This is a genomic window from Pelistega sp. MC2, from assembly GCF_900099475.1.
Classification (GTDB): domain Bacteria; phylum Pseudomonadota; class Gammaproteobacteria; order Burkholderiales; family Burkholderiaceae_B; genus Taylorella; species Taylorella indica.
In genome coordinates this window covers 696,865-722,152 of the sequence record NZ_LT628274.1, presented here as the reverse complement: position 1 = coordinate 722,152, position 25,288 = coordinate 696,865, and the positions used below count along the sequence as shown (strand labels likewise).

28 protein-coding genes are annotated in these 25,288 nt (G+C 38.7%); 25 read left to right on the top strand and 3 right to left on the bottom strand.

The annotated features are described in order from the left end of the window. Nucleotides 1–632: 632 nt before the first annotated feature. From BQ4443_RS05140 to BQ4443_RS05125, 4 genes are read left to right on the top strand one after another with little or no spacing between them, the layout of a single operon-like run. Nucleotides 633–1,628, top strand: coding sequence for an RluA family pseudouridine synthase (locus BQ4443_RS05140; protein ID WP_083331877.1), 996 nt, complete (start codon nucleotides 633–635; stop codon nucleotides 1,626–1,628). 5 nt (nucleotides 1,629–1,633) lie between these two features. Further along, the gene (locus BQ4443_RS05135; protein WP_023949137.1) at nucleotides 1,634–2,284 is read left to right on the top strand and encodes an HAD-IA family hydrolase; all 651 of its coding nucleotides are present in this window, start codon (nucleotides 1,634–1,636) and stop codon (nucleotides 2,282–2,284) included. Between the two features lie 57 nt (nucleotides 2,285–2,341). Continuing rightward, nucleotides 2,342–2,962, top strand: coding sequence for a protein-methionine-sulfoxide reductase heme-binding subunit MsrQ (locus BQ4443_RS05130; protein ID WP_071058240.1), 621 nt, complete (start codon nucleotides 2,342–2,344; stop codon nucleotides 2,960–2,962). A 22-nt stretch (nucleotides 2,963–2,984) separates the two neighbouring features. Continuing rightward, a complete protein-coding gene (locus BQ4443_RS05125; RefSeq protein ID WP_023949141.1) occupies nucleotides 2,985–3,803 on the top strand; it encodes an N-acetylmuramoyl-L-alanine amidase in 819 nt (272 codons plus the stop codon). A gap of 65 nt (nucleotides 3,804–3,868) precedes the next feature. Here BQ4443_RS05125 and BQ4443_RS05120 read toward each other — a convergent pair whose 3' ends face one another. Next, a complete protein-coding gene (locus BQ4443_RS05120; RefSeq protein WP_143000559.1) occupies nucleotides 3,869–4,576 on the bottom strand; it encodes an SAM-dependent methyltransferase in 708 nt (235 codons plus the stop codon). Continuing rightward, nucleotides 4,576–5,178, bottom strand: coding sequence for a Maf family nucleotide pyrophosphatase (locus tag BQ4443_RS05115; protein WP_071058239.1), 603 nt, complete (start codon nucleotides 5,176–5,178; stop codon nucleotides 4,576–4,578). The genes BQ4443_RS05120 and BQ4443_RS05115 overlap by 1 nt, the downstream gene beginning before the upstream one ends. Nucleotides 5,179–5,332: 154 nt before the next feature. Here BQ4443_RS05115 and BQ4443_RS05110 point away from each other — a divergent pair, with 154 nt between their 5' ends. From BQ4443_RS05110 to recO, 15 genes are all read left to right on the top strand, one after another. Beyond that, nucleotides 5,333–5,842 (top strand): YceD family protein, encoded by a 510-nt coding sequence (locus tag BQ4443_RS05110; RefSeq protein WP_218118025.1) that lies wholly within the window; start codon nucleotides 5,333–5,335, stop codon nucleotides 5,840–5,842. 47 nt (nucleotides 5,843–5,889) lie between these two features. Beyond that, nucleotides 5,890–6,072: a 50S ribosomal protein L32 gene (gene rpmF, locus BQ4443_RS05105; RefSeq protein ID WP_023949147.1), complete on the top strand. Its 183-nt coding sequence runs from the start codon at nucleotides 5,890–5,892 to the stop codon at nucleotides 6,070–6,072. A 27-nt stretch (nucleotides 6,073–6,099) separates the two neighbouring features. After that, complete coding sequence (gene plsX, locus BQ4443_RS05100; protein WP_023949149.1) at nucleotides 6,100–7,149, top strand: phosphate acyltransferase PlsX; 1,050 nt, start codon at nucleotides 6,100–6,102, stop codon at nucleotides 7,147–7,149. 27 nt (nucleotides 7,150–7,176) lie between these two features. Next, a complete protein-coding gene (locus tag BQ4443_RS05095; RefSeq protein ID WP_023949151.1) occupies nucleotides 7,177–8,151 on the top strand; it encodes a beta-ketoacyl-ACP synthase III in 975 nt (324 codons plus the stop codon). A gap of 24 nt (nucleotides 8,152–8,175) precedes the next feature. Next, a complete protein-coding gene (gene fabD, locus BQ4443_RS05090) occupies nucleotides 8,176–9,108 on the top strand; it encodes an ACP S-malonyltransferase (RefSeq protein WP_083331865.1) in 933 nt (310 codons plus the stop codon). Nucleotides 9,109–9,117: 9 nt separating this feature from the next. Then, nucleotides 9,118–9,858: a 3-oxoacyl-ACP reductase FabG gene (fabG, locus tag BQ4443_RS05085; protein ID WP_023949155.1), complete on the top strand. Its 741-nt coding sequence runs from the start codon at nucleotides 9,118–9,120 to the stop codon at nucleotides 9,856–9,858. Nucleotides 9,859–10,063: 205 nt separating this feature from the next. Then, nucleotides 10,064–10,297, top strand: coding sequence for an acyl carrier protein (gene acpP, locus BQ4443_RS05080; protein WP_023949157.1), 234 nt, complete (start codon nucleotides 10,064–10,066; stop codon nucleotides 10,295–10,297). Nucleotides 10,298–10,473: 176 nt separating this feature from the next. After that, on the top strand, nucleotides 10,474–11,703 hold the full coding sequence (gene fabF, locus BQ4443_RS05075; protein WP_071058237.1) for a beta-ketoacyl-ACP synthase II: 1,230 nt from the start codon (nucleotides 10,474–10,476) through the stop codon (nucleotides 11,701–11,703). An 8-nt stretch (nucleotides 11,704–11,711) separates the two neighbouring features. After that, nucleotides 11,712–12,125, top strand: coding sequence for a hypothetical protein (locus tag BQ4443_RS05070; protein ID WP_023949160.1), 414 nt, complete (start codon nucleotides 11,712–11,714; stop codon nucleotides 12,123–12,125). 103 nt (nucleotides 12,126–12,228) lie between these two features. After that, nucleotides 12,229–13,719 (top strand): DegQ family serine endoprotease, encoded by a 1,491-nt coding sequence (locus tag BQ4443_RS05065; protein WP_023949161.1) that lies wholly within the window; start codon nucleotides 12,229–12,231, stop codon nucleotides 13,717–13,719. Between the two features lie 39 nt (nucleotides 13,720–13,758). Further along, on the top strand, nucleotides 13,759–15,552 hold the full coding sequence (lepA, locus tag BQ4443_RS05060; protein ID WP_023949162.1) for a translation elongation factor 4: 1,794 nt from the start codon (nucleotides 13,759–13,761) through the stop codon (nucleotides 15,550–15,552). 16 nt (nucleotides 15,553–15,568) lie between these two features. After that, on the top strand, nucleotides 15,569–16,384 hold the full coding sequence (gene lepB, locus BQ4443_RS05055) for a signal peptidase I (RefSeq protein WP_071058236.1): 816 nt from the start codon (nucleotides 15,569–15,571) through the stop codon (nucleotides 16,382–16,384). After that, a complete protein-coding gene (rnc, locus tag BQ4443_RS05050; protein ID WP_023949163.1) occupies nucleotides 16,384–17,142 on the top strand; it encodes a ribonuclease III in 759 nt (252 codons plus the stop codon). Before lepB ends, rnc begins: the two co-directional genes overlap by 1 nt. After that, nucleotides 17,139–18,032, top strand: a complete 894-nt coding sequence (era, locus tag BQ4443_RS05045; protein ID WP_023949164.1) for a GTPase Era — start codon at nucleotides 17,139–17,141, stop codon at nucleotides 18,030–18,032. The genes rnc and era overlap by 4 nt, the downstream gene beginning before the upstream one ends. Continuing rightward, nucleotides 18,025–18,621 carry a DNA repair protein RecO gene (gene recO, locus BQ4443_RS05040; RefSeq protein ID WP_023949165.1) on the top strand — a complete coding sequence of 199 codons (597 nt, stop codon included), beginning with the start codon at nucleotides 18,025–18,027 and terminating at the stop codon, nucleotides 18,619–18,621. The genes era and recO overlap by 8 nt, the downstream gene beginning before the upstream one ends. Nucleotides 18,622–18,679: 58 nt before the next feature. Here the strand turns inward: recO and BQ4443_RS05035 are convergent, their stop codons facing one another. Continuing rightward, nucleotides 18,680–19,207 carry a DUF1543 domain-containing protein gene (locus tag BQ4443_RS05035; RefSeq protein WP_071058315.1) on the bottom strand — a complete coding sequence of 176 codons (528 nt, stop codon included), beginning with the start codon at nucleotides 19,205–19,207 and terminating at the stop codon, nucleotides 18,680–18,682. 215 nt (nucleotides 19,208–19,422) lie between these two features. Here BQ4443_RS05035 and BQ4443_RS05030 point away from each other — a divergent pair, with 215 nt between their 5' ends. The 6 genes from BQ4443_RS05030 (at nucleotide 19,423) to BQ4443_RS05010 (ending at nucleotide 25,281) form a co-directional block, all read left to right on the top strand. Beyond that, nucleotides 19,423–21,054, top strand: a complete 1,632-nt coding sequence (locus BQ4443_RS05030) for a mucoidy inhibitor MuiA family protein (protein WP_143000558.1) — start codon at nucleotides 19,423–19,425, stop codon at nucleotides 21,052–21,054. Between the two features lie 183 nt (nucleotides 21,055–21,237). Then, entirely contained in the window at nucleotides 21,238–22,068 is an 831-nt protein-coding gene (locus BQ4443_RS05025; protein ID WP_071058234.1) for an OmpA family protein, read from the top strand. Nucleotides 22,069–22,338: 270 nt separating this feature from the next. Further along, complete coding sequence (locus BQ4443_RS05020; protein ID WP_218118024.1) at nucleotides 22,339–23,214, top strand: ABC transporter substrate-binding protein; 876 nt, start codon at nucleotides 22,339–22,341, stop codon at nucleotides 23,212–23,214. Nucleotides 23,215–23,246: 32 nt separating this feature from the next. Next, the gene (locus BQ4443_RS12535; protein ID WP_218118023.1) at nucleotides 23,247–23,459 is read left to right on the top strand and encodes a hypothetical protein; all 213 of its coding nucleotides are present in this window, start codon (nucleotides 23,247–23,249) and stop codon (nucleotides 23,457–23,459) included. A 4-nt stretch (nucleotides 23,460–23,463) separates the two neighbouring features. Further along, a complete protein-coding gene (locus tag BQ4443_RS05015; protein ID WP_071058233.1) occupies nucleotides 23,464–24,504 on the top strand; it encodes a FecCD family ABC transporter permease in 1,041 nt (346 codons plus the stop codon). Nucleotides 24,505–24,513: 9 nt separating this feature from the next. Then, nucleotides 24,514–25,281, top strand: a complete 768-nt coding sequence (locus BQ4443_RS05010) for an ABC transporter ATP-binding protein (protein WP_023949169.1) — start codon at nucleotides 24,514–24,516, stop codon at nucleotides 25,279–25,281. Nucleotides 25,282–25,288: the final 7 nt, after the last annotated feature.

Genomic DNA, 25,288 nt, shown 5'->3' with positions numbered 1-25,288 from the left:
GGTTCTTCTCAATAAAAATTTAATGCATTCACCATAAATGCATTAACCCTAGGTATCGAGGGCAAACCAATTGCTCATGCAAAGAATCCCATGACCAATAGTTGGTTGGGACTATCTATATTTAAGGCGCTCAAGCTATGTTGAGCATAAAAAGTTTTACTTAAAACCTAGACTAAGCTCTCTAGCGTAATAGGCTCAAAAATCTAGATTTTCTAATCTTTCACTGTGCACAAACAAGGTTCTAACAAACGGATATATGCATTTACGTGGGTAGGGGATTAAATATAAAACTACCGCATTTCATAACGTAAATAAGCATGCGTTTGTAACCTTCAATTACCGAAATAGCGACACCTTTGCGTTAATTCTCTCGCATCGTGCTAAAACGAAACACTGAGCTTTCTCTTCTGAAAGTTTCTTACGTGTGATAGGAGTTTTAGTCATTATGGTTAAACTATTCTCTCTCGGGTGAGCCATTATAGCATAGGGGGGGTAGATAAGAAAGAAATTAAAATCATTTAGTCAGGAATAGCTTTGCATCTTTAAGTATGGAAATAAGGTGAGCCGATATTCATAAAACTAAAATCAATTGGTTTGCGTTAAAATAAGCAATTAATTTACTGATGACAAGTATGGCTAAGCAATTATCATCTCCACTACAAAAAAAAATTTCCCCACAATCCTCTTCAGATAAGGTTAATGCTCTATTACAGGTGAGATTTGTGAAGATTGATGAGGGGGCTGATGGGCAAAGAATCGATAATTTTTTGCTACGTCAGTGTAAGGGTGTGCCGAAAAGTCATTTATACAAAGCTATTCGTTCGGGTCAAGTCAGGGTCAATAAAGGCCGTATTTCATCAGAATACCGTCTAAATGTAGGGGATGAAGTGCGAATTCCTCCTCTCAGAATGGCAGATCCTGATAGTAAACCACCTGTACCTAAAGCAGAATTTCCTATTATTTATGAAGATGATGCAATTTTAGTGATTAATAAACCAGCGGGAGTTGCTGTGCATGGTGGGAGTGGTGTTTCGTTCGGTGTGATTGAGCAGCTGCGATCGGCACGACCAGAGAGTAAGTTTTTAGAGTTAGCTCACCGGTTAGATAAAGAGACTTCTGGTTTATTGATTATTGCGAAGAAAAGAAGTGCATTGGTTGTATTGCATGACATGATGCGACAATCCGAAGGGCATAAATCTTATCTAGCACTCGTTGTTGGGGAGTGGACGGCGAAAAGACAAGAAATTAAGTTGCCACTATATAAGTATTTAACGCCTGACGGTGAACGAAGAGTACGTGTTGACAAAGAACATGGAAAATATGCACATACCATTGTCACTAAATTGCAAGGGTATTTAGGATATACTTTGCTTGGTGCTCAGCTTAAAACAGGTAGAACTCATCAAATAAGAGTGCATTTAGCTTCTCAAGGTTTTCCTATTGTCGGTGATGAGAAATATGGAAAGGATGAGGTTCGTGAAGAAGTCTCGAAAAAAGGCTTTAAAAGAATGTTCTTACACGCCCATCGCTTGCAATTTACGCACCCATTGACTGGGGAAAAATTGCTTTTGGAAGCCCCTCTGCCTGTTGAGTGTTTGCGCTTCTTAGATCAGCTAAAAAAAGGATAAAAATAATGAAGTTTTCATTGGTAGTGTTTGATTGGGACGGCACATTAATGGACTCAACGCATTCTATTGTTGTTGCTATGCAAAATGCAGCGAGAGACTTAAATTTGACGGTGCCTAGTCATCAAGACGCGAGTTGGGTTATAGGAATTACTTTAGTGGATGCGTTGAAACGAGTTATTCCAGACTTAACGGATGACTTGGTTGACGATTTTGTGACTCGTTATAAATATCATTTTTTAACTCGAGACCCAGATTTACGCTTATTTCCGGGTAATTTACAACTATTAGATGAGTTGAAAAGTAAAGGCACTCAAATGGCGGTGGCGACAGGTAAGAGTCGAGTGGGGCTAGATAGGGCTTTGGCTAATCATCAGTTGGGTCATTTTTTTGATGCGACTAGAACATCAGATGAGACAGCAAGCAAACCTGATCCACTTATGTTGAATGAGATAATGGAAGAGCTTATGGTTGAGCCTGAAAATGTGGTGATGATAGGGGATACGACACATGATATTTTGCTAGCTAAAAATGCTGGTGTGCATTGTGTTGCTGTTACTTATGGTGCACATTCTAAGCAAGAACTTTATGAGGCAAAACCAGATCATGTTGTCGAGAGTGTTGATGAGCTCCATCGCTTATTATCTATTTATTGCTAATTAGACGTAGAATAAAAATTTGAATAATAGAAATACTCACCAAGAAAGGATAGTGTCATGTGGCTCAAATTAAAACCAGTATTGTTTCTTATCTCGTTATTGCCTTTGGCAAGGTGGATATATTTGTATAGCGCACAACAATTAGGGCAAGATCCAGGATTATGGTTAATGTCTTCTTCTGGTCAAACTACCTTAAGTTTTCTAATTATTACATTATGTATGACTCCTTTGCGTCAATTGACTAAGCAACAGGGCTTTATCTTATGGCGTCGCATGTTTGGGTTGTTCACTTTTTTCTATGCAACTTGTCATTTGCTCTTATGGTCAGGCATGGAGCGACATTTTAGTTTCGCTTTGATGGGTAAGGATATTGTAGAGCGACCTGCTATCGTATTTGGTTTATTTAACTATGTCTTGTTATGTATCTTAGCTATAACGTCTAATCAGGCTATGGTACGCAAGCTAGGAAGAAATTGGCGACGTTTGCATCGCTTGGTTTATATAGTAGCGGTTTTTGCCGTTATACATGCTATTTTTATGCAAAGATCTGATGAGTCTATAGCGGATATTTATGCTTTTACCGCGGTTGTATTTATATTATTAGTATGGCGTATTGTTGCTCAACGTATACAGCAGCAACGTATTCAGCAACAATTGCAAGCGATTAAGCCTAAGTGATTTTATCCACTGATCTACTATTATGTTCAAAAAATTATTTAAATCTGTTGTTGCTATATGTTGCTTAGTATTGAGCGCTTGTGCGACGGGACCTGTAGATGAGTACCGAGAAGCAAAAGGGCAGGACAGTCGAGTTAAATATATTATCCTACATTACACGTGGGAATCCTTAATGGATTCAATAAAAATTTTAACCGAGCAAGAGGTTTCTGCTCATTATTTGATTACAGATGAGGAACCAGCTAGAGTCATTCAATTGGTGGATGAGAATCGTAGGGCATGGCATGCTGGAAAGAGCCAATGGGGTACAGACACTAACTTAAATGCTCAATCTATTGGAATTGAGATTGTTAATTTGGGACCCAAACAGAGTGGCAAAAAAGTTCCGTCTGATATTAATCAATGGCAAGCCTATACTAGCTCACAAATAGAACGTCTAATTGTTTTATTAAAAGATATCCAACAAAGACATCAAATTCAGGGAAAAAATATTCTCGCGCATAGCGATATCGCACCTCAGCGTAAGCTTGATCCTGGACCAGCTTTTCCTTGGCAATGGCTTGCCCAAGAAGGGTTGGGGCGATGGTATGATGAACATCAGGTGGCTAGTCTGACTAGAAAATATAAAAAAGAGGGGTTGCCTAGTACACTCTCATTACAAAAAGCCTTGAAAACACTAGGTTATGATATTGAACTGACGGGTGATTGGACGAGTAAGAGTCAGCAAGTATTGCGAGCCTTTCAGATGCATTACCGACCGGTAAAATTTGATGGTAGGATGGATGCCCAAACGGCAGCTATTCTGATGAATCTTCGAGCGATGGAAGCGTCAGAGAACTAATTCTGTAGTATCTATTGTGGTACTTGTGGTTCAGAGCTGCTTCCGTTTGCTCAGCGGTGTACTGTTCAAGCTAAAAATAAAAATAAGGTAGCTTGTTTGTCAATATCAGGAACAGCTTGCTTTTTCCATTCAGCAATGGTGTAGGTTTTTATCCATTCGGCATCTGTGGTAATAGCACGCGCAATACAAAGTCTAGTGCTGGGTTTTAGGGTATCTAATAGGGATTGAAACATAGCTAAATTACGGTAGGGTGTTTCAATAAAAAGTTGTGTTTGTTGGTGCTTTTGTGAGTAACTTTCCCATTGTTGCAATTGCTTTACGCGTTCATGTGGTTGTACAGGAGCATAACCATGAAAGGCGAAACGTTGTCCATCCAGACCACTAGCCATTAGTCCTAGCAATAGAGAAGAGGGGCCAACCCAAGGAATGACTCGGATATTCATTTTGTGAGCTTCCTTGACGACTATGGCTCCAGGGTCAGCCACTGCAGGGCAACCAGCTTCGGAGACTAAACCAATACGTCCTTGACTTCCGGGGTTTTTTAACCATTCTCTAATCTCTTGTGGGCTAGTTTTAGATGTTAAAGTGTGAATGATAATTTCTTGGATTGGTTTTACTGGGGTAACAAGTTTTAGAAAAGCACGTGCTGTTTTAGCATTTTCAGCGATATAGACATCAATTTCTGATGCGAGTGTTTGAGCTTCTTGAGGAAGCCAGCGTTGGATCGGGGCATTACCAAGCCCTACCGGGATAAGATGTAAACTAGTCATTATTAAATGAGTCCTGCTTTTAGTGTTGGGTTAAGTCCAAAATGTCTTAGCATTTGTGCTAATTCAATGAGTGGGAGCCCTATAATTGCTGTTGGGTCGTCACTACTTAGTTTTTCCATCAATGTAATCCCCAAACTTTCTGCTTTGGCGCTACCAGCGGTATCAAAAGGTTGCTCAATTTGTAAGTAGTGATCAATTTCGGCATCAGTTAATTGTCTAAAATAGGCATGAGTAATAACATTTCTAGAAAGGATTTCTGTTCCTTTGCATACAGCTAGTGCAGAGTGAAATTGAACATGTTGTCCGCTTAATTGACGTAGTTGTTGTTGTGCTTTTACAAAAGAACCGGGTTTGCCAATAGGGTCATTTCCAAGGGTGGCAACTTGGTCTGATCCGATAACGATTGCATCAGGGAATTGTTTACAGATAGCCTGCGCTTTTTCTATAGACAGCCTGATGGCTAGTTCTACGGGCGATTCAGCCGGTTTGGGCGTTTCATCAATATTAGGTGAAATAGTTTCAAAAGGCAGTTGAAAACGTTCTAGCATCATTTTTCGGTATTTTGAAGATGAGGCTAAAATCAATCGAAATTCTGAGTTTTTCATTGTTTTATTTGACCAAAATTTAATATCAGGTTATTATTTTATGTTTCACGGGAATTGTGAGTTTCTACGGAAAGCACATTTTCGTATTATATATTAGGCTAATTCTAGTAGCTAGTGTGTTTGAGGTGCATTTAATAGATGCGCGGAGAGTAAAGTGGAGAAATATATTGATTTAATGGATTTGGTGCGTTTAGGGCACGAAGTTCATCAGCAAAATCCACTGTCACGCTTTTTGCGTCTTACGGAAGATTTACCAGAACAGACTGATGAAAATCAAGTGTCTTGGAGCATAAAAGGCCATCAAAAGCCGCATGGTCCCGCACTGGTAAAACTTAGTATCACGGCGAACCCACGGTTGCAATGTCAGCGCTGCATGAAATTATTTAATTACGATGTAGCTTCTGAGGTAGAATTACAAGTTGTCACGTCGGAGCGAGCATTTAATGCAGATGTCTCTGAATCAGGCGAAATTGACAATGATGCCTATGAGAAAATTTTAGCTAACAAACCAGTAGATATGTTGGCGTTAGTTGAAGACGAACTTATTTTAAGTTTGCCTTATATTCCTAAGCATGATATATGCCCAGAGTTGGCAGAAATGCCAGAGGATAACTTAGAGAAAAAACCTTCTCCCTTTGCAGTGCTTGAGAAGCTTAAACATTAATTTAATTTTATCTGTCTCTTAGCGATACAGTATTTTTTGGAGTCATCATGGCTGTTCAACAAAACAAGAAAACACCATCTAAACGTGGTATGCATCGTTCTCACGATTTCCTAACTAACCCACCAACAGCGATTGAGCCAACAACTGGCGAATTGCACTTACGTCACCACATTAGCCCTAATGGTGTTTATCGTGGTCGTAAAGTTCTAAAAACGAAAAACGACGAATAATTTTTATTAGTAAATAAAAACTTAATCGTGGTACGTATCGCTATTGATTGCATGGGGGGAGACTTTGGTCTCCCCGTTACTCTTCCTGCTTCCGTACAAGTAGCAGAGGATTACCCAGAGGTGCATTTTTTATTAGTGGGTGATAAAACCCAGATCGAAACTGCATTAAAATCAGCGAAACCTTCTCGACTATCTCAATTCACTGTTGTGCATGCTGAAGAAAGTATTCAGATGGATGACTCTATTGAGGTGGCTCTTCGTCGAAAACGAAAATCTTCCATGCATTTAGCATTGCTGGCTGTTAAAGAACAGCAAGCTGATGCTTGTGTCTCTGCAGGCAACACGGGTGCATTAATGGCTGTTGCTCGCTTCATATTAAAAACATTGGATGGTATTGATAGACCAGCCATTGCTTCTGCTATTCCTAATCAGTTAGGCAAAGGAACAACCGTCCTAGATTTAGGTGCAAATGTTGATTGCACACCAGAGCATTTATTGCAGTTTGCCTTAATGGGATCTGCATTATCACAGGCGATTGATGGAATTCCTGAACCAAAAGTAGGTTTACTAAACATCGGTAGTGAAGCCATTAAAGGCAATGACGTTGTTAAGAAAACAGGTGACCTTTTACAGTCTGCCCCTATTAATTTCATTGGAAATGTAGAGGGCGATGATATTTTTAAGGGAACTGCCAATGTTGTTGTTTGTGATGGTTTTGTCGGAAATGTCTTATTAAAATCAGTTGAAGGTTTAGCAAAGATGATCAGCAAGAAAATTAAAGAGAATTTTTTAAGTTCACTTTATAATAAGTTTGCTGCTTTAATTGCTCGTCCAGTGCTCTCTAAATTTCGTGATGAGGTTGATAATCGTCGTTATAATGGTGCTGCATTGTTGGGTTTACGTGGGGTTGTATTTAAAAGTCACGGTTCAGCAGATATACTAGCGTTTAGATGTGCAATTGAACGTGCAAAACGAGCTGTTGAAAGCCAGCTATTAGATAAAACTGTATTGACCATACAGCAAATGACGCATTTGCATCAAGAAACTAATCAGAATAATAACAACATCCTTTCATAGGATGTGGTGACATCAGGAGATTTAACCATGCCATTCGCAAAGATTATAGGTTCAGGTAGTGCTTTGCCAGAAAACATTGTTTCAAACGATGTTTTAGCTGATCAGCTTGCCAAAAAAGGAATTGAAACTTCAGATGAGTGGATATTTACGCGAACAGGTATTAAACAGCGTTATATAGCAGCAGACAATATTAAAACAAGTGATTTAGCGACTGAAGCGGCTAGAAAAGCGATTGAAGATGCAGGAATTTCAGCTGATGAAATTGATTTGATTGTCTTGGCGACATCAACGCCAGATTATATTTTTCCTAGTACAGCTTGTTTGGTGCAAGCAAAGTTAGGTATCAAAGGCGGAGCCGCATTTGACGTACAAGCTGTTTGCAGTGGTTTTGTTTATGCGCTTACAACAGCAGATAGTTATATTCGTGCCGGGAATGCTAAATGTGCACTTGTCATTGGTGCTGAGACATTTACACGCATTCTGGATTGGAATGATAGAGGAACTTGTGTATTATTTGGGGATGGTGCAGGTGCAATGGTGCTTAAGGTCTCTGAAGAGCCAGGTATTTTAGCGACACAACTAAATGCGGATGGCAGTTTACACACAATCTTGCGTACAGAAGGCGCTATTCATCATGGGCAAGTTACTGGAGATCCATTTTTACGTATGGATGGTCAGGCTGTATTTAAAAAAGCAGTGACGTCTTTAGAGGATTCTGCGTTAAAAGTTTGTGAGAAAGCTTCTATCCGTCCAGAGGATATTGATTGGATGGTGCCACATCAAGCTAATGTTAGAATTATTAATTCATTGGGTAGAAAATTGGGTATTCCTGAGGAAAAAGTTGTGGTTACAGTAGATAAGCATGCTAATACTTCTGCTGCAAGTGTACCTTTAGCTTTTGATGTTGCTTATAAAGATGGTCGCATCAAAGAAGGGCAAACTATCCTATTGCAAGGCGTTGGTGGTGGTTTCACTTGGGGCTCAGTTTTAGTTAAATTATAAGATAATAAAGAGGGAAGAGAAGTGATGAAATTAGCTATGGTATTTCCTGGGCAAGGGTCTCAAGCGGTTGGTATGCTTGATGCATGGAAAGAGGTTGCAGTGGTGCAAAACATTATGCAGAGAGCTAGTAATGCACTAGACCAAGATTTAGTAAACTTAATTGCTAATGGACCAGCCGAACAACTTAATCTTACAACAAATACACAGCCTGTTATGTTGGCTGCTAGTTACGCTATGTACCAAGCTTATATTGAGCAGGGAGGTGTTATTCCATCAGTAGTGGCTGGCCATAGTTTAGGAGAATATACAGCATTAGCCGCTGCAGGAGTGATTTCGTTAGAAGACGCAGTGAAACTAGTGCGTATTCGTGCAAATGCTATGCAAGATGCTGTTCCTGTGGGTGCTGGCTCTATGGCAGCTATTTTAGGTTTAGATGACGAAACCGTTCAAAAGGTGTGCAATGAAGCCGCACAGGGTGAAGTAGTTGAGGCAGTAAATTTTAATGCTCCAGCGCAAGTAGTTATTGCTGGGCATAAAGCCGCTGTCGAAAGGGCTTGTGAATTAGCCAAAAAAGAAGGAGCTAAGAGAGCATTAGTATTACCGGTCTCAGCACCGTTCCATTCTTCATTGTTAAAGCCTGCCGCGACTATTCTTGAAAAAGCTTTAAATCAACTGGATTTAGTATCTGCAAGCATTGATATTATTAATAATGTCGATGTAGAGACAGTAACAGACCCTATTCTCATCAAAGATGGTTTAGTGCGTCAAGCTTGGCATCCAGTACGTTGGGTTGAGACTATTCAACGTATGCAAAAAGAGGGTGTTACTCATATCGTGGAATGCGGACCAGGGAAAGTATTAACAGGTTTAGTAAAACGTATTGCGCCTGAAATTCAAGCGTTATCTATTACTGATCCTACATCATTAGCATCAACTTTGGATGCCTTAAAAAATTAAGGAAGAGTTATGACAAAAGAACTAACAGGTCAGATAGCGCTAGTAACAGGTGCGAGTCGTGGTTTAGGGCAAGCAATAGCTTTAGAACTTGCTAAACGAGGTGCGATAGTTGTTGGTACAGCAACGACTGAGAATGGTGCACAAAGTGTTTCTGAACAGTTAACTCCTTTTGGTGGGCGTGGCGTCGTGCTAAACGTGACTGATGCGGCAGCAAGTGATGCTCTTTTAGCTGAGTTAGCTGCTGAGGGTGGTCCACATATTCTGGTGAATAATGCGGGCATTACTCGTGATGGTCTTATTATGCGTATGAAAGATGAGGATTGGGATGCTGTGATTCAGACGAATTTAACAGCTGTATTCCGTCTTTGCCGTGGTGTAATTAGACCAATGGTTAAAGCCAGAGGTGGCAGAATTATTAATGTGACATCCGTGGTTGGAGAAAGTGGAAACCCAGGTCAAGTTAACTATGCGGCTGCAAAAGCAGGTGTTGCTGGTTTGACTCGTGCTTTAGCGAGAGAAATTGGTAGTCGTAATATTACGGTTAATTGTGTTGCACCAGGATTTATTGATACTGATATGACACGTGCACTTGGTGATGAAGCAACAAATGCATTATTAAGCCAAATTCCTATGGCTCGCTTAGGACAAGTGAACGATATTGCACAAGCTGTAGCGTTCTTAGCTAGTCCAGGTGCAGGGTATATCACAGGTAATACGTTACATGTGAACGGTGGTATGTATATGTCCTAAGGTTTCTTAGGCTGTCAAGAATTTTAATTTTTTGTTTTTGTTCGTTTTTTGCAAAAAATGAACAAATTTTTATAAAATGCAAACTGGCAGTTGTGTTTGTATTTACAGTAGTGAGTACATTGAGTGCTGATTTTTTTTTAATTTAAAACAACCCTTTGTGTTGCATAGGGTATAACTTGGGGAATGATCCCTATTGGAGATTTACATGGACATCGAACAACGCGTCAAGAAAATCGTTGCAAAACAGTTAGGTGTAAGCGAAGCAGAAATCAAAAATGAGTCTTCATTTCTTGACGACTTAGGTGCCGATTCACTAGATATGGTTGAATTAGTTATGGCTTTTGAAGATGAGTTCGAAGCTAGCATTACTGATGAGCAAGCTGAAACTATTACAACAGTTCAAAAAGCGATTGATTTCATTTCAGCTCAAAAAGCTTAATGAGATATCTGTTTTTTTGAAAATAGACAGAGGTAGTTCAAACAAGTATTTTGTACTGCCTCGTCTCAAAGAGCGTCTTGGAAAAATCTAGCAGTGTTGTTCTGTATTTTCCAAAACGCTTTTTTTAGGTCAATATAAAATTTCAAACATGATTTGAATGAAAACGGGAGTTGTCTGTGAAGAGACGAGTTGTTATTACAGGTTTAGGTATTGTTTCACCAGTAGGAAATACACTGGCTACGGCTTGGGATAATATCGTAAATGGACGTTCAGGTATTACTAATATTACTCGTTTTGATGCGAGTGCTTTTAATTCACAAGTAGCTGCTGAAGTGAAAGATTTTAATGCTGAGAACTATATCGGTGCTAAAGAAATTAAGCAGATGGACACGTTTATCCACTATGGTTTAGCGGCATCTATTGATGCTTGGCGTGATTCTGGTCTAGAAGTGACCGAAGAAAATGCTCATCGTTTTGGTGCTATTGTTAGCTCAGGCATTGGCGGACTTAAACGTATTGAAGAAACACAAACAGATTATTTAGCAAAAGGTCCACGCCGTATTTCGCCTTTTTTTGTTCCAGCCTCATTGATTAATCTTATTTCAGGTCACTTAACTATTATGTTAGGTTTAAAAGGACCGAGTTATGCTGTTGTTTCTGCGTGTACGACAGGATTGCACTCAATTGGTGATGCGGCTAGATTGATTGAATATGGTGACGCTGATGTGATGTTGGCGGGTGGTGCAGAAGCGACAGTTTCTCCATTAGGTATTGGTGGTTTTGCGGCTATGCGTGCATTATCAACAAGAAATGATGATCCTCAAACAGCATCTCGTCCTTGGGATAAGGATCGTGATGGTTTCGTATTAGGTGAAGGTGCTGGTGTTCTTGTTTTGGAAGAATATGAACATGCAATAAAGCGTGGTGCTAAGATTTATGGTGAATTTGTGGGCTACGGAATGAGTTCGGATGCTCATCACATCACTGCACCTGATCGTGAAGGACCATGTCGTGGTATTCAGAATGCCTTACGCAATGCTGGTATCAATGCAGATCAAATTAACTACGTTAATGCACATGGTACCTCAACACCGTTAGGTGATAAAAATGAAACTGAAGCATTGAAATTAGCGTTGGGTGATCATGCATATAAAACCGTTGTAAACTCGACAAAATCAATGACAGGTCACTTATTAGGTGCGGCTGGTGGTATTGAAGCAGTCTTCACAACATTAGCTGTTCATCATCAAGTTTCTCCACCGACTATTAATATTTTTAACCAAGATCCAGAGTGTGATTTGGATTATTGTGCCAATACAGCACGTGATTTAAAAATTGATTACGCCTTATCTAACTCATTCGGATTTGGTGGTACTAATGGTTCGATGATTGTTAAGAAAATTTAGGATTAACCATGTTAATCCGTTCTCTTCCAGACTATTGGGCAAATAGTTTAGTCTTGTCTCAGTCAAGAGGAGAATTACATATAAAAGCCCTATTATTGATGTTGGCAATTTTTGTCCTATTAGGAGGAAATTTCGCTCTCATGGTAGTAGGGCTTTTTTATGCTTACCAAAAACTTCAAAAAACCCCTTCTTTATGGGTATTATCATATTCTCCTCAACAGCTTAGTTTGGTTAGTGATGAACGGGCTTATCAAGGTGATGCTATTAATATTTCCAAGGGACCATTCTGGTGGCAATTGGCTATTCGAGAAATAGATGGAAAATGCTCCAATCCGATAATCATTTGGAAATGGCAGTTGTCTGATAAAGCATGGCGAAAATTTAATGTGGTCATGCATTATTTGCAGTACAAACAAGCCTAATCGCTTAATAAAAAATTTCCTCTTGTTTCATGGGGTTGAAAAAAAAATAGATGACTATAGACTATTGATATCCATATAAGACTCCCTATTGCAAGGATTCAACATGTTTACTTTAAAAAAATTATCTGCCTCTTTGTTAGCACTTTCTTTGGCCATTTCTTCATCTGCTATTGCGGAAAATAATATTTCTTCGGTATCTAATACTGTCCCTACTAGTCAAACGGCACCACTAGTGATGGGCTTACCTGATTTTACGCCAGTAGTTCAAGCAACAGAAAATGGTGTAGTAAATATTAGAACAATGAGCAAAGTAAGCTCGCAATCTGGGATGGGGGACTTTGATGGTAGCAATCCAGAAGACCTTTTCCGGTTTTTCTTTGGTCCTGATTTCCCTCTACAGACTCCTAAACGTAATACACCAAAACCAAGCAACCCTAATTCAGAAAGAATAGAGCCTAGCGGTGTAGGTTCAGGATTTATCATCTCAGAGGACGGCTATATTATTACCAATGACCATGTGGTTGATGATGCTACTAAAGTGATTGTGACGTTGAATGATGGTAAGGAATATACAGCTAAAGTTATTGGATCAGACAAACGAACTGATATTGCTTTATTGAAAATTGATGCTAAAGCTCTTAGTGCTTTAGCGATGGGTGACTCAGAGAAACTGAAAAAAGGTCAATGGGTCGTAGCGATTGGTTCGCCTTATGGTCTAGAGTCAACAGTGACTTCTGGTATTGTTAGTGCTATCAATCGTGATACAGGGGATTATTTACCATTTATTCAAACAGATGTGGCTATTAATCCAGGTAACTCTGGTGGACCATTAATTGATCTGGCTGGTAAGGTTGTGGGTGTTAATTCACAGATTTATACCCGTAGTGGTGGATTTATGGGAATTTCGTTCTCTATTCCTATTAATGAAGCGATGAAAATTGTTGAACAACTTAAAAGCACTGGTACTGTTCAGCGTGGTCGCATAGGTGTGATGATTGGTGAGGTTAAAAAAGAAGTAGCTGATGCGTTAGGCCTAAAAGATACTAAAGGTGCTTTGGTGAGCAATGTTGAACCTGGTAGCCCCGCTGAAAAAGCTGGTATCAAATCTGGCGATGTCATCGTTAGTTTTGCGGGCAAGACTATTAACAAATGGAATGATTTACCTCGCTTAGTAGGAATGACTAAACCTGGGACACAATCGGATATTACGGTATGGCGTCGAGGTAAAGAAATTACGGTACCTGTTACCTTAGACCAGACAGCAGCTGATAAAAAAGTGACTGCCACTGGCGAGAATAATGCAGATAATGCTAGTCAGTTTGATAAATTAGGTTTATCAGTCACTGAATTAACAGATGCTCAAAAACAAAAATTCCGTGTTAATAATGGCGTTGTAGTGAATGATGTCGAAGGGCTGGCGCAAGATGTAGGATTGCGTAAGGATGATATTATTTTGGCTATTAATGACAAAGATATCATGTCAGTAAAACAGTTTCAAAATGAGGTGAAACAATTACCTGCAAATAAAGCAGCTGCACTATTAATTCGTCGTGAAGATTTGACGCAATGGGTCACTGTTACACCTAAAAAATAAGTTACAATGTTGGATTGAATAATTTTTACTATTTTTTCGATGCAACACATTCGTAACTTCTCAATTATTGCACATATCGATCACGGTAAATCAACTTTAGCGGATCGCTTAATTCAACGGACAGGGGGCTTGGCTGACCGAGAGATGTCAGCTCAAGTCCTTGACTCAATGGATATTGAGCGTGAACGTGGAATTACCATTAAGGCACAAACAGCTTCTTTGCAGTACAAAGCTAAGGACGGTAAGACCTATAACTTAAATATTATTGATACACCAGGACACGTAGATTTTTCCTATGAAGTCAGTCGTTCATTGTCGGCTTGTGAGGGAGCTTTATTAGTCGTTGACGCAAGTCAAGGGGTTGAAGCACAAACAGTTGCCAATTGTTATACCGCTATTGACTTAGGTGTAGAAGTTATTCCAGTGCTTAATAAAATGGATTTGCCTTCGGCAAACCCAGATGAAGCTCGAGAAGAAATAGAGGATGTGATTGGTATTGATGCTCATGATGCTGTATTGGCGAGTGCAAAAACAGGCATGGGTATTGATGAGATCTTAGAAGTCATTGTAAATAAAGTGCCACCTCCCAAAGGTGATCCCAATAAGCCATTGCAAGCCTTAATTATTGATTCATGGTTTGATAATTATGTTGGTGTTGTGATGTTGGTTAGAATTGTCAATGGTACGCTTAAACTCAAAGATAAAGTGAGTTTTATGGCGACAGGGGCGTCACACTTGGTTGAGCAATTAGGGGTATTTACGCCTAAGTCATCTCCTCGTCCGCAATTATCTGCTGGAGAAGTAGGCTTCATTATCACGGGAATTAAAGAGCTTGCTCATGCAAAAGTGGGCGATACCATTACACTGGCACAAAACCCAGCCGCAGAACCTTTACCTGGATTTAAAGAAATTAAGCCACAGGTATTTGCTGGTTTGTATCCTGTTGAAAGTAGTGAATACGATCAACTACGAGATTCCTTAGAAAAATTAAAGCTCAATGATGCGGCACTCATGTTTGAGCCAGAAGTATCGCAGGCATTAGGTTTTGGCTTCCGTTGTGGTTTCTTAGGACTGTTACATATGGAAATTGTCCAAGAACGCCTAGAACGAGAGTTCGATATGGATCTGATTACGACAGCACCGTCTGTGGTATATGAGGTTGAAAAAACAGATGGTGAAGTGGTCATGATTGATAGTCCATCGCGTATGCCAGATGTAGGGTATATTCGTGATATTCGTGAGCCAATGGTCAATGTGACGTTATTTATGCCACAAGATTATGTGGGGCCTGTGATGACGTTATGTAATAACAAACGTGGTATTCAAAAGAATATGAGTTACCATGGGCGTCAAGTTCATTTGACGTATGAAATTCCATTAGCTGAAATTGTGTTAGATTTTTTTGATAAATTAAAATCGGTGTCACGTGGTTATGCTTCAATGGACTATGAGTTCTTAGAATATCGTAGTGCAGATGTGGTGAGAGTTGATTTATTAATTAATGGTGACAAAGTAGATGCTTTATCTATGATGGTACACCGTTCAGTCGCTCGTTATCGTGGACGTGAAGTAGTTAGTAAAATGCGAGGGTTAATACCTCGACAAATGTATGACGTTGCGGTACAAGCAGCTATCGGAGCTGAAATTATTGCACGTGAAAATGTTAAAGCACTGCGTAAAAACGTTTTGGCAAAATGTTATGGTGGTGATATCACTCGTAAACGTAAATTACTCGAAAAACAAAAAGCGGGTAAAAAACGTATGAAACAAGTTGGTAGTGTGGAGATTCCACAAGAAGCTTTCCTTGCTATTTTGCAAGTTGAGGATAAATAAGCGAGGTTAATAAACGATGGATTTTGCGGTTATATTTTTTATTCTTTTAGTCGTAACATGGGCGATTAAACTATTGGATAAATGGGTCTTAAAACCTCGTCGCGTTGCCACCTATGGTGCTGAGCATGCAGATGAGTATCGCTCTAAACTAGTAGAATATGCGGTTGGTTTTTTTCCTGTGATTTTATTTGTATTTGTTCTACGATCATTTGTGGTAGAACCTTTTCGCATTCCATCGGGATCGATGTTACCGACATTAGAAAGTGGCGATATGATTTTGGTTAATAAATTTTCTTATGGTATTCGCTTGCCTATTATTAATCAGAAAATTATTCCATTAGGTGATCCTCAAAGAGGAGATGTGGTGGTATTTAAATACCCAGTGGATACCAAAGTAGATTATATTAAACGTATTGTAGGTGTGCCTGGAGACGTTATTCGTTTTGAAAATAAGCGTTTAAGTGTCAATGGTGAACAGTTGCCATTACAAGAAGTGGGTCCTTATGTGAATCCAAGTCAGCAATCTGGGTCACCAATGCGTTTCAAAGAAAAATTGGGTGAAGTTGAGCACGATATTTTATTATTGCCCATGCAAGGCCAAATTCGTCCAATTGTGAACTTCCCTAAATTTGATCAATGTACTTATCCAAGTGCAACAGCGGTAGAGTGTAAAGTTCCAGAAGGTTATTATTTTGCTATGGGAGACAATCGTGATAATAGTCAGGATAGTCGTTTCTGGGGGTTTGTACCAGACAAAAATATAGTGGGTAAAGCCTTTTTTATCTGGATGAATTTTAATGAGTTTGGTCGTATAGGATCATCAGTAAACTAATGAAATACCAAAGATTACAAGAACGTTTATCATATAAATTCACAAATATGAATTTGTTAATGCGTGCATTAACTCATCGGAGTTATAGTATGCAGCACAATGAAAGATTAGAGTTCTTAGGTGATTCAATTCTAAATTTTTCAGTGGCTTCTTTATTGTTTACGTTATTACAACATCAAGATGAAGGTGATTTGTCGCGTATTCGTTCTAGCTTGGTTAATCAATCTACCTTAGCTGAATTGGCCATTCAATTAGAGCTACCAGATTTATTATTGTTAGGTGAGGGTGAGCTAAAAAGTGGTGGATTTAGACGACCTTCAATTTTAGCAGATGCTATGGAAGCAATTTTTGGTGCAATTTATTTAGATAATGGTATTGAACAAGCACAACAAGTGATTGAAAAGCTTTACCGTCCTTTATTAAAGGATGTGGACTTTTCAACATTGGGCAAAGATGCCAAAACATTATTACAGGAAATGTTGCAAGCTCGTCGTTTGCCTTTACCTCAATATACTGTATTAGCAACAACTGGTGCGGCACATGATCAACAGTTTGAAGTTGAGTGTAGTGTTCCTGATTTGAATTTATCTGCTTCAGCAACGGGTGGTAGCCGTAGAGCTGCAGAGCAAAGTGCCGCCAAAATTGTGATTAACCAACTTAAGCAAGTATCACCAAATAAGAAAAGCATTGTAAAAGCTAAACAACGTGTTGTTACCCAATTGACCTTACCAGTTGCAGTGGAGCAGGAGATAAAATGACTGAGCAGACATCTTTTAAAACAGGTTTTATTGCGGTCGTAGGTCGCCCTAATGTTGGTAAATCAACGCTTATTAATGCCTTAATTGGAGGCAAAATTTCTATTGTGTCACGTAAGGCTCAGACAACGAGACATAGAATTCATGGTGTACTAACACAAGATAATAAACAGTTTATATTTGTGGATACGCCAGGCTTTCAAACACGTCATGGTGGTACGATGAATCGTATGATGAATCGTGTTGTGACACAAACATTAGCCGATGTAGATGTTGTTGTGCATGTAGTTGAGGCTGGCAAATGGGGAGAAGGGGATGATAATGTGGTGCCTTTATTACCTACATCGAAAAAGTGTATTCTAGTGATTAGTAAAGTTGATTTACTCAAAAGCAAAAATGATTTGTTTGAATTTACCAGCAAAATCTTACAAAAATTTCCTTATGATGCGGTAGTTCCTTTGAGTGCTGTTAAAGATATTCAGCTCAATGTATTATTGGATGAGATTGCACAACGGTTGCCAGAAGGTGAGCCGATGTTTGATGAAGATGCCATGACAGATCGTTCAGTGCGCTTTATCACCGCCGAACTAATTCGGGAGAAAATTTTCCGTTTAGTAGGAGATGAACTACCTTATGCCAGCACAGTCCAAATAGAAAAATGGGATGAAACTCCAGAGGGTGTACATATCAATGCGTGTGTTGTGGTAGAAAGAGAAAGCCATAAACCCATTTTGCTAGGTGCAAAAGGTATGCATATGAAACGAATTGCGACGGAGGCACGTCAGGATATTCGAGAGATGCTAGATAAGCCTGTTTTTCTAGAAATTTATATCAAAGTACGTAAAGGTTGGTCTGATAAAGAAAGTGCTTTACGTGACCTTGGTTATGAGTAAACGTCAGCACAAAGTTATTGATGCCCATGCTTTTTTATTAAAAGCGATTCCATGGAGCGAAACGTCTTGTGTCGCTACGGTATTTTCTCGTGATTATGGACTCGTTGCAGGTATTGCTAAAGGTGCCAAAAGACCGTATTCCGTCATGCGTCCTATTTTGTCTCATTTTCAACCCTTAGTTGTCTCATGGAGTGGGACAGGTGAGGTGAAAACTATTACTCAAGCTGAATTTGATGGGTTTATTGCATTGCCGTCAAAAGCATTAATGTCAGCATGGTATTTGAATGAATTATTATTGCGAAGCTTACCCCCGGAAGATTCTTTTTCTATTTTATATGACGAATATGTGTTTGCTTTACAAAACTTAAGTTCAGGTCTAGACGAAAGAATCGTATTACGACGTTTTGAATGGTTGTTACTTAAAGAAGTTGGTTATGGTATGGATGAATCGATGCCTGATTTTTATCAGCTAGAGAGTGAACCATTATTGAGACAAAGGCTGAGACAAGCTATTGATAATTACTTAGAGGGTAAAACACTCAATACGCGTAAAGTGGTTACAGAATTAAAAAATAGCTATCCTCGTTAATAAAAAACGTATCCCCTGATTATGGAACGCTTTTGCTATAAACAAATAACAGATTGTTTTATATGCCTATTGGTCTATAACCTTGCCAGTTAGGCTTGTCTGGTTTTCCATTCGGATTAGCATGAAGATGAATGTATAAAGGTTTTGTGGTATGTTCATGTTGAAATTGATGTAGTGCTAGACATTGATCTACATCTTTAAGGTTATCTTTGTGTTGGTGATCTTTACCAACTAGAAGCGTCTGAAGAGCTTTCTGCTTGGCTTGCTCTGGACTATTTGCTACGAATAGTCCATAATCATGTTGCTCTGCCAACGAGCCAGGTGTATAACCACCGACATAAACAAAGAATAGTTTTTCTTGCTGATGCGTGGGAGGCGTTTCAGACAATATAATGTCAAAGCCGTCTGCCCAATTAAGCACTGTATAGCCATCGAGATGGATTTTATCTGGGTCACCAAACCAGCGTTGGCGTAGCGTAGGAATGGCTTCTTCAACATTGTGATCAACTACAAATTGTATGTCATGGACTTCAATAGTAGAAAAACCAGCATTTCCACCAAGATAAAACATATAGAGCTGTTGCATAGTAAAATGAAAAATATGATTAAGTAAAAAGAAAAAATAGCGGTTGCTATCTAAACATAAGTACAATCTCATTATATTAATAAGATTCGCTTTATTGTAGTTAAAATGCTATGGTCTAAGCCCAACGTCTATATGTCAAAAATAAAGAAAGGTTTGTTAATAAGTTAAAGTGTTTAGACGATAGTCGGTTAATTTTTACTAAAAGGAGTTAACTCGTGGTCAAGAGAAATCAGTTATCTATCCTAGCGATAAGCTTAATGACAGCAAGCCCTGCACTTTTAGCAGAAACATTTAACGTAGATAGCCATATCCAAGAAGTTATTGTCTATCCAGAGCAAGCGTATTTAACAAGACAGGCAAAAATTCATTTACCGGTAGGTGAGCACCGTCTAGTTTTTTCTAATTTATCTGAGCAAGTTGAAAGCCAATCCTTGCAATTTAAAGCAAATGGCTCTGCGCCTTTAACCCTCATTGGTGTGGAAGAACAACAAATAGAAAAGGATAAAATTAAGATCGAGTCTTTAGAAAAAATCAAAACTCGACTAAAAGAAGCAGAACAAGCAAAACAAAAAGTTATCGATCAAATAAGAGTGTTGGATGGTCAATTAGAGCTTATTAGTCAATTACAAAAAAATATTGCCTCTTCTGAAAGGCCATTTAATCTAGAAGAAGTAAAACAAGTACAACAATTTTCACGTCAATCTCAAGCACAGTTATTAGAGGAGCAATTAGGTCTGAGTGATAAACTTTCTGAGCAAGATAAATTAATTGCGGAAATTAACAATGAGCTAGAGAAAGAAAAAGAAAAACAATTTGGTCGTAATAAACAAGTGGTTGTTAGAGTCAGAGCGAGTAAAGAAGGTGACTATACTTTAGGATTAAACTATATTAACTATGGCGTTAGTTGGGTGCCTAGCTATCAATTATTTTTTGATAGCAATGCAAAGAAAATTCAGCTGAAATATACGGCTAATATCACGCAAAATACCAATGAGGACTGGGAAAATGTCAACGTTAAACTATCTACTGGTCGCCCCGTTCAGGTTGGTGAAGTACCAGAGGTAAGTCCTTGGTTTATTGATTATTATCAGCCACCAATGAGAACAAAACGTATGGTGACAAACAAAGGAATTGCAGGATCTCAAGCAATGGAAGCTACCGTGATGGCTGCAGCACCAGCGCAAGAAGAGGCGGCTGGTGTCGTCTCTGATGCGGCAATCGTTCAGGATAATCAGCTGGCGGTGACTTTTGAAATTAAACATAAAATTAATTTATTAAGCAAAGAAGAAAGCCAAGCCATTGAGATGCAAACTAGCAATCAGGATGTAGAAGTGGTGTATGCTTACTATCCGCAGCAACAAGACAAAGTATTAGTCACAGTAAAAGGAGAAAATAAATCAGAATATCCTCTTTTGGCAGGTGAGTTGCAAACGTATTTTGATGGTCAGTTTGTTGGGCAAGGAAGTTTACCTACCATTTATACGGGGCAAAAATTTACCCAATTAGTTGGCGAAGATCAAAAAGTTGTTGTTAAAAAATCACCACTTAAACGACTAGAAGAAACAAGTGGTGTGATTAATAAAACGAAAAAGCTTAAATTTGTAGAGGAAGTAACGTTGACTAATTCACATCCAGAAGCGATTGAATTAGTGATTAATGAGCGTATTCCTAGTTCAAGACAAAAAGATATTATTGTTACTTTACAAAGTCCTAATAGTAACGATATAAAAATGGATCAATTTGGTCGATACCAACAAACGATTAAATTAGGTCCTAAAGTAGACCAAGTAGTTAAAAAAGAATTTACTATTGAGTATCCAGCAGATAAAAATATCAATACAAATTAAATTTTTGTTAAGAAATGGGTTTTAAGCTATTGAAAATTTGTGTTTAAACTGTTAAAAAAATAAAAATTAGTTATAATGGTTACTCTATCGGATTGATAATTAATATGATTTTAAATGAAATATTAGTTATCTAATTATTATAAAAATTAACGCGCAGTCAAGGCGTGCTACAGGGATTTTAAGATGAAATTAACTCGTTTAGCTTTAGTAATGTCGGCTGGATTTGTTCTTAGTGCTTGCGGAAACTTAAGTAAAGTTTCTTCTGAAGGAACGGCAGATGTTTCTGATTTAGTTTGGCCTAAATTAAGTGCAGCACAATTTAATCATAGCGGTACTCAAGAGGGGTCATGGCCTAATTGGGATAATGTTCGTCTAATTGAACGTGGCATGAATAAAGACCAACTTTATAACTTAATCGGTCGCCCACACTTTGCAGAAGGTTTTGGAACACGTGAATGGGATTATGCCTTTAATTATCGTGAAAATGGTGAGTTAAAGGTTTGCCAATACAAGATTCTGTTCGATAAAGATATGAATGCACAAAGCTTCTTCTGGTATCCAAATGGATGTAATGGCAATGCAAACTATACATTAGGCGATACGTTATTTGATTTTGATAAAGATTACCTTACAACAGAAGGTCAAGCTGTTGTGCAAAATGTGGCTCAAGAGTTAACAAAAAATGGGGCAAAATCTGTTGTAGTGACTGGTTATACTGATCGCTTAGGGTCTGAAAGCTATAATCTTGACTTATCTAAACGTCGTGCGGCTACAGTAGGACAAGCACTTAAAGATAATGGTGTAACGGCTTCAATTGAAACAGTTGGTATGGGTAAGGCTCACCAAATCAAAGCATGTTCAAATGAGACAGGTCAAGCATTACGTGATTGCTTAAAACCAAACCGTCGTGTTGAAGTAAAAGCGAATGGTACAACACCAGTCACTGGTGCTGCAGGTAAAGAAGGACCATCAGCTTTATACGATAAATCTTATCCTCAACCACCAAAACGCTAAGATTGTAGTTTATTAGTAGTTTAAATTTTTAGTTATAGTAAAAATCGAATTGCCCCTCATTAGCAGAAAACTAATGGGGGGCAATTTTTTTAAGAGTTATTATTTTTTAAATTTATTCGCCTAGAGATAGAGGGCGATGCTAGTATTCATAAGCTGTATTATTTTCTCTTTATCTATTATTGAACTAGAAATTATTTTTAATAATATATTACAATATCAAAAATGATAATGAATATCATTTGTGTTTTTATAAAATTTTAAAGAAATTATATGTTACAACGTTTTAATTTATCATCAGTCGTAGTGGCTTCTGCATTAGTTGTTGGTATGGTAGGTTCTCTCCATGCTGCACCCGTTGAAATTACCGATTTAGCTGATCGTAAAGTGACAGTAGATGTGCCTGTTAAGCGTGCTGTTGTTGGCTTTTATTATCAAGACTATTTAGCTATTGCGGGTAAAGATGAGCTAAATAATGTCGTAGGGTTTTCTAAAGCTGTATGGACAGATTGGGCACCAGCAAGCTGGAAAGCATTCAGTGCAGCATTGCCTAAGCTTAATAGCATCGAAGACGTGGGTGAGGTAGAAGTAGGTACATTCTCTATTGAAAAAGTATTATCGCTTAAACCTGATGTCTTAGTATTAGCTAAATGGCAATATGATGCACTAGGTTCAGACTTAGAGCCTTTAGAAGCGGCTAAAATTCCAGTTGTTGTGTTAGATTACAATGCTCAAACAGTACCTGCCCATGTGAAAAGTACAGAAATTATTGGTACATTAACGGGTAACGAAAAACAGGCTAAAGAATTAGCGAATGAGTATGAGGCTGTTGCCAAAGATATTCAAATTCGCGTTGAAAAAGCTAACTTGCCAAAACCAAAAGTATATGTTGAATTTGGTAATAAAGGCCCTGCAGAATATGGTGTAAGCTTTGGTAAGAGTATGTGGGGATCAATGGTTACACTTGTGGGTGGCGATAATATTGCTAAGGATGCTGTAGAGTATTATGCGGCAGTTAACCCAGAGCTTGTCTTAGCGGCTAAGCCTGATGTTGTGATTATTAGTGGACGTGAAACAGAGCTTAAGAAAAATCCTCAAGCAATGGTCATGGTTTTGACATTGAAAAAGCAGAGGCGACTAAGCGCCTAGATGGTTATAAACAGCGCACTGGCTGGGCTGAGTTGCCAGCTATCAAAAACAATCGTTTATATGGTGCTTACCATGCAAACTCTCGTACCCTTTCTGATAGCGCATCTATTCAGTTTGTCGCTAAAGCTATTTATCCTGAGTTATTTGCTGATTTAGATCCTACAAAAACTTATTTGGATTTTTATAAGAAATATTTACCCGTGACACCAGAAGGAATATTCTATTTAGCACCAGAAGGTAAATAGATATATGAATGAATCGGTTGTTGTCGCCGATATTGTAAAGAACCAGCGTTTACTTGAGCGTAAACGCTGGTTTGTACTGTTGGCTTTTTTTCTTATATGTATGGTAGGGCTAGTGCTAGATATTGCCACTGGTCCATCTATGTTGCCGATTAGTGAGGTAGTAAAAGCATTAATTGGTCATGAAACGAGTGATGCTATTAGCAAGGTGATTGTTTATGATTTACGATTGCCGATGGCATTAATGGCGCTAATCGTCGGTGCTGCTCTAGGTGTTGGTGGAGCAGAAATTCAGACATTATTAAATAACCCGATGGCAAGTCCTTATACTTTAGGCTTGGCGGCCGCAGCAGGGTTAGGTGCTTCTTTTGTGATCGCCTTTGGTGGATTTGGCTTGCCACAAGCATTTGCCGTACCCATGGGCGCATTCGTGATGACGATGATTGCGTCGGGTATTTTGTTTCTATTTGCCTCTATTAAGCGGTTTACGTCATCAATGTTAGTGTTGGTAGGTATTGCGCTATTGTTCTTATTCCAATCAGTGCTGTCATTGATTCAGTTTATCGCTGCCCCAGAAATTTCTCAACAAATTTTATTTTGGTTATTTGGTAGTCTTACTAAAGCCACATGGAATAGTTTATTTATTACCACTGTCGTAACAACTATCTGTGTATTTTTCTTATCAAAAGACATGTGGAAACTGACCGCCTTACGTCTGGGAGAAGAAAGAGCGAAAAGTCTAGGAATTAATTTGCAATGGCTGAGGTTTAAAACATTGGTTTTTGTGGCCTTAATGACGGCGACAGCGATTAGTTTTGTGGGGGTGATTGGGTTTATTGGTTTAGTAGCTCCTCATGTTGCGCGTATGCTACTTGGTGAAGATCAGCGTTTCTTCTTGTCTGGAGCGATGATCGCCGGAGCTGCTTTCTTATCCATTGCCTCTGTTTTGTCTAAGGTCATTATTCCGGGTGCGTTGTTCCCTGTGGGTATTGTCACCTCATTTGTAGGTGTCCCATTCTTTTTCTGGATTATCTTAACGAAGCGCTAGGGAATCAACATGCTAATATTAAACAATATTTCAATTTCTCGTGGTGACTTAGTTATTGCTGATAAGGCTAATTTGAGACTTGAAAAAGGGAAAACTTATACAATTTTAGGTCCCAATGGTGCAGGTAAATCAACATTATTAAAAACAATCTTTGGGGAAGTTCCTTTCAAGGGAGATATCCATTATTTGGATATGCCACTGTCATTGAAACATTTGCTTAAATGGCGTAAACCTATTGGCTATATGCCGCAAGATACGGTAGTAGAAGCTTCTTTAACGGTATTAGAGGTAGTGCTGCTGGGACGTTTAGATGCCTTACATATGCATGTGGGGGATGAGTTATTAACAGAAGCCGCGAAAATGTTAGATATGCTCGGGATTGCGCATCTCGCGCATCGTGATGTTATGCGCTTAAGTGGCGGGCAGCGGCAATTAGTCATGTTTGCGCAAGTCCTGCTTCGTCAGCCAGAAATCTTGTTATTGGATGAGCCTGTGAGTGCATTAGATATGCATCATCAACTTAACTTATTAGAACATGTGTGTGCTTATACTAAAGCAAATCATGTTATTACCGTCATGATATTGCATGATTTAAGTCTAGCAGCACAATTTTCTGATGAAATCATTCTATTAGGCAAGAATAATGTCCAAGCACAAGGACACGCCGAAGAGGTATTAACAGCAAAGATTATTAGCGATTTATATAACGTTGATATTGAAATTTTGAAGGATAGCCTTGGATTACCTGTTATCCGTCCTATGCGTAAATTAACTTGACAAGGAA

Bases quoted from the DNA above. Each gene is read 5' to 3' on its own strand.
- fabG (WP_023949155.1), top strand. From the start codon at position 9,118: ATGACAAAAGAACTAACAGGTCAGATAGCGCTAGTAACAGGTGCGAGT.
- BQ4443_RS05095 (WP_023949151.1), top strand. From the start codon at position 7,177: ATGCCATTCGCAAAGATTATAGGTTCAGGTAGTGCTTTGCCAGAAAAC.
- era (WP_023949164.1), top strand. From the start codon at position 17,139: ATGACTGAGCAGACATCTTTTAAAACAGGTTTTATTGCGGTCGTAGGT.
- rnc (WP_023949163.1), top strand. From the start codon at position 16,384: ATGAAATACCAAAGATTACAAGAACGTTTATCATATAAATTCACAAAT.
- BQ4443_RS05135 (WP_023949137.1), top strand. From the start codon at position 1,634: ATGAAGTTTTCATTGGTAGTGTTTGATTGGGACGGCACATTAATGGAC.
- BQ4443_RS05070 (WP_023949160.1), top strand. From the start codon at position 11,712: ATGTTAATCCGTTCTCTTCCAGACTATTGGGCAAATAGTTTAGTCTTG.
- fabD (WP_083331865.1), top strand. From the start codon at position 8,176: ATGAAATTAGCTATGGTATTTCCTGGGCAAGGGTCTCAAGCGGTTGGT.
- BQ4443_RS05065 (WP_023949161.1), top strand. From the start codon at position 12,229: ATGTTTACTTTAAAAAAATTATCTGCCTCTTTGTTAGCACTTTCTTTG.
- lepA (WP_023949162.1), top strand. From the start codon at position 13,759: ATGCAACACATTCGTAACTTCTCAATTATTGCACATATCGATCACGGT.
- BQ4443_RS05035 (WP_071058315.1), bottom strand. From the start codon at position 19,207: ATGCAACAGCTCTATATGTTTTATCTTGGTGGAAATGCTGGTTTTTCT.
- acpP (WP_023949157.1), top strand. From the start codon at position 10,064: ATGGACATCGAACAACGCGTCAAGAAAATCGTTGCAAAACAGTTAGGT.
- BQ4443_RS05010 (WP_023949169.1), top strand. From the start codon at position 24,514: ATGCTAATATTAAACAATATTTCAATTTCTCGTGGTGACTTAGTTATT.
- rpmF (WP_023949147.1), top strand. From the start codon at position 5,890: ATGGCTGTTCAACAAAACAAGAAAACACCATCTAAACGTGGTATGCAT.
- BQ4443_RS05130 (WP_071058240.1), top strand. From the start codon at position 2,342: ATGTGGCTCAAATTAAAACCAGTATTGTTTCTTATCTCGTTATTGCCT.
- BQ4443_RS05140 (WP_083331877.1), top strand. From the start codon at position 633: ATGGCTAAGCAATTATCATCTCCACTACAAAAAAAAATTTCCCCACAA.
- BQ4443_RS05125 (WP_023949141.1), top strand. From the start codon at position 2,985: ATGTTCAAAAAATTATTTAAATCTGTTGTTGCTATATGTTGCTTAGTA.
- lepB (WP_071058236.1), top strand. From the start codon at position 15,569: ATGGATTTTGCGGTTATATTTTTTATTCTTTTAGTCGTAACATGGGCG.
- BQ4443_RS05115 (WP_071058239.1), bottom strand. From the start codon at position 5,178: ATGAAAAACTCAGAATTTCGATTGATTTTAGCCTCATCTTCAAAATAC.
- recO (WP_023949165.1), top strand. From the start codon at position 18,025: ATGAGTAAACGTCAGCACAAAGTTATTGATGCCCATGCTTTTTTATTA.
- BQ4443_RS05025 (WP_071058234.1), top strand. From the start codon at position 21,238: ATGAAATTAACTCGTTTAGCTTTAGTAATGTCGGCTGGATTTGTTCTT.
- BQ4443_RS05015 (WP_071058233.1), top strand. From the start codon at position 23,464: ATGAATGAATCGGTTGTTGTCGCCGATATTGTAAAGAACCAGCGTTTA.
- BQ4443_RS05020 (WP_218118024.1), top strand. From the start codon at position 22,339: ATGTTACAACGTTTTAATTTATCATCAGTCGTAGTGGCTTCTGCATTA.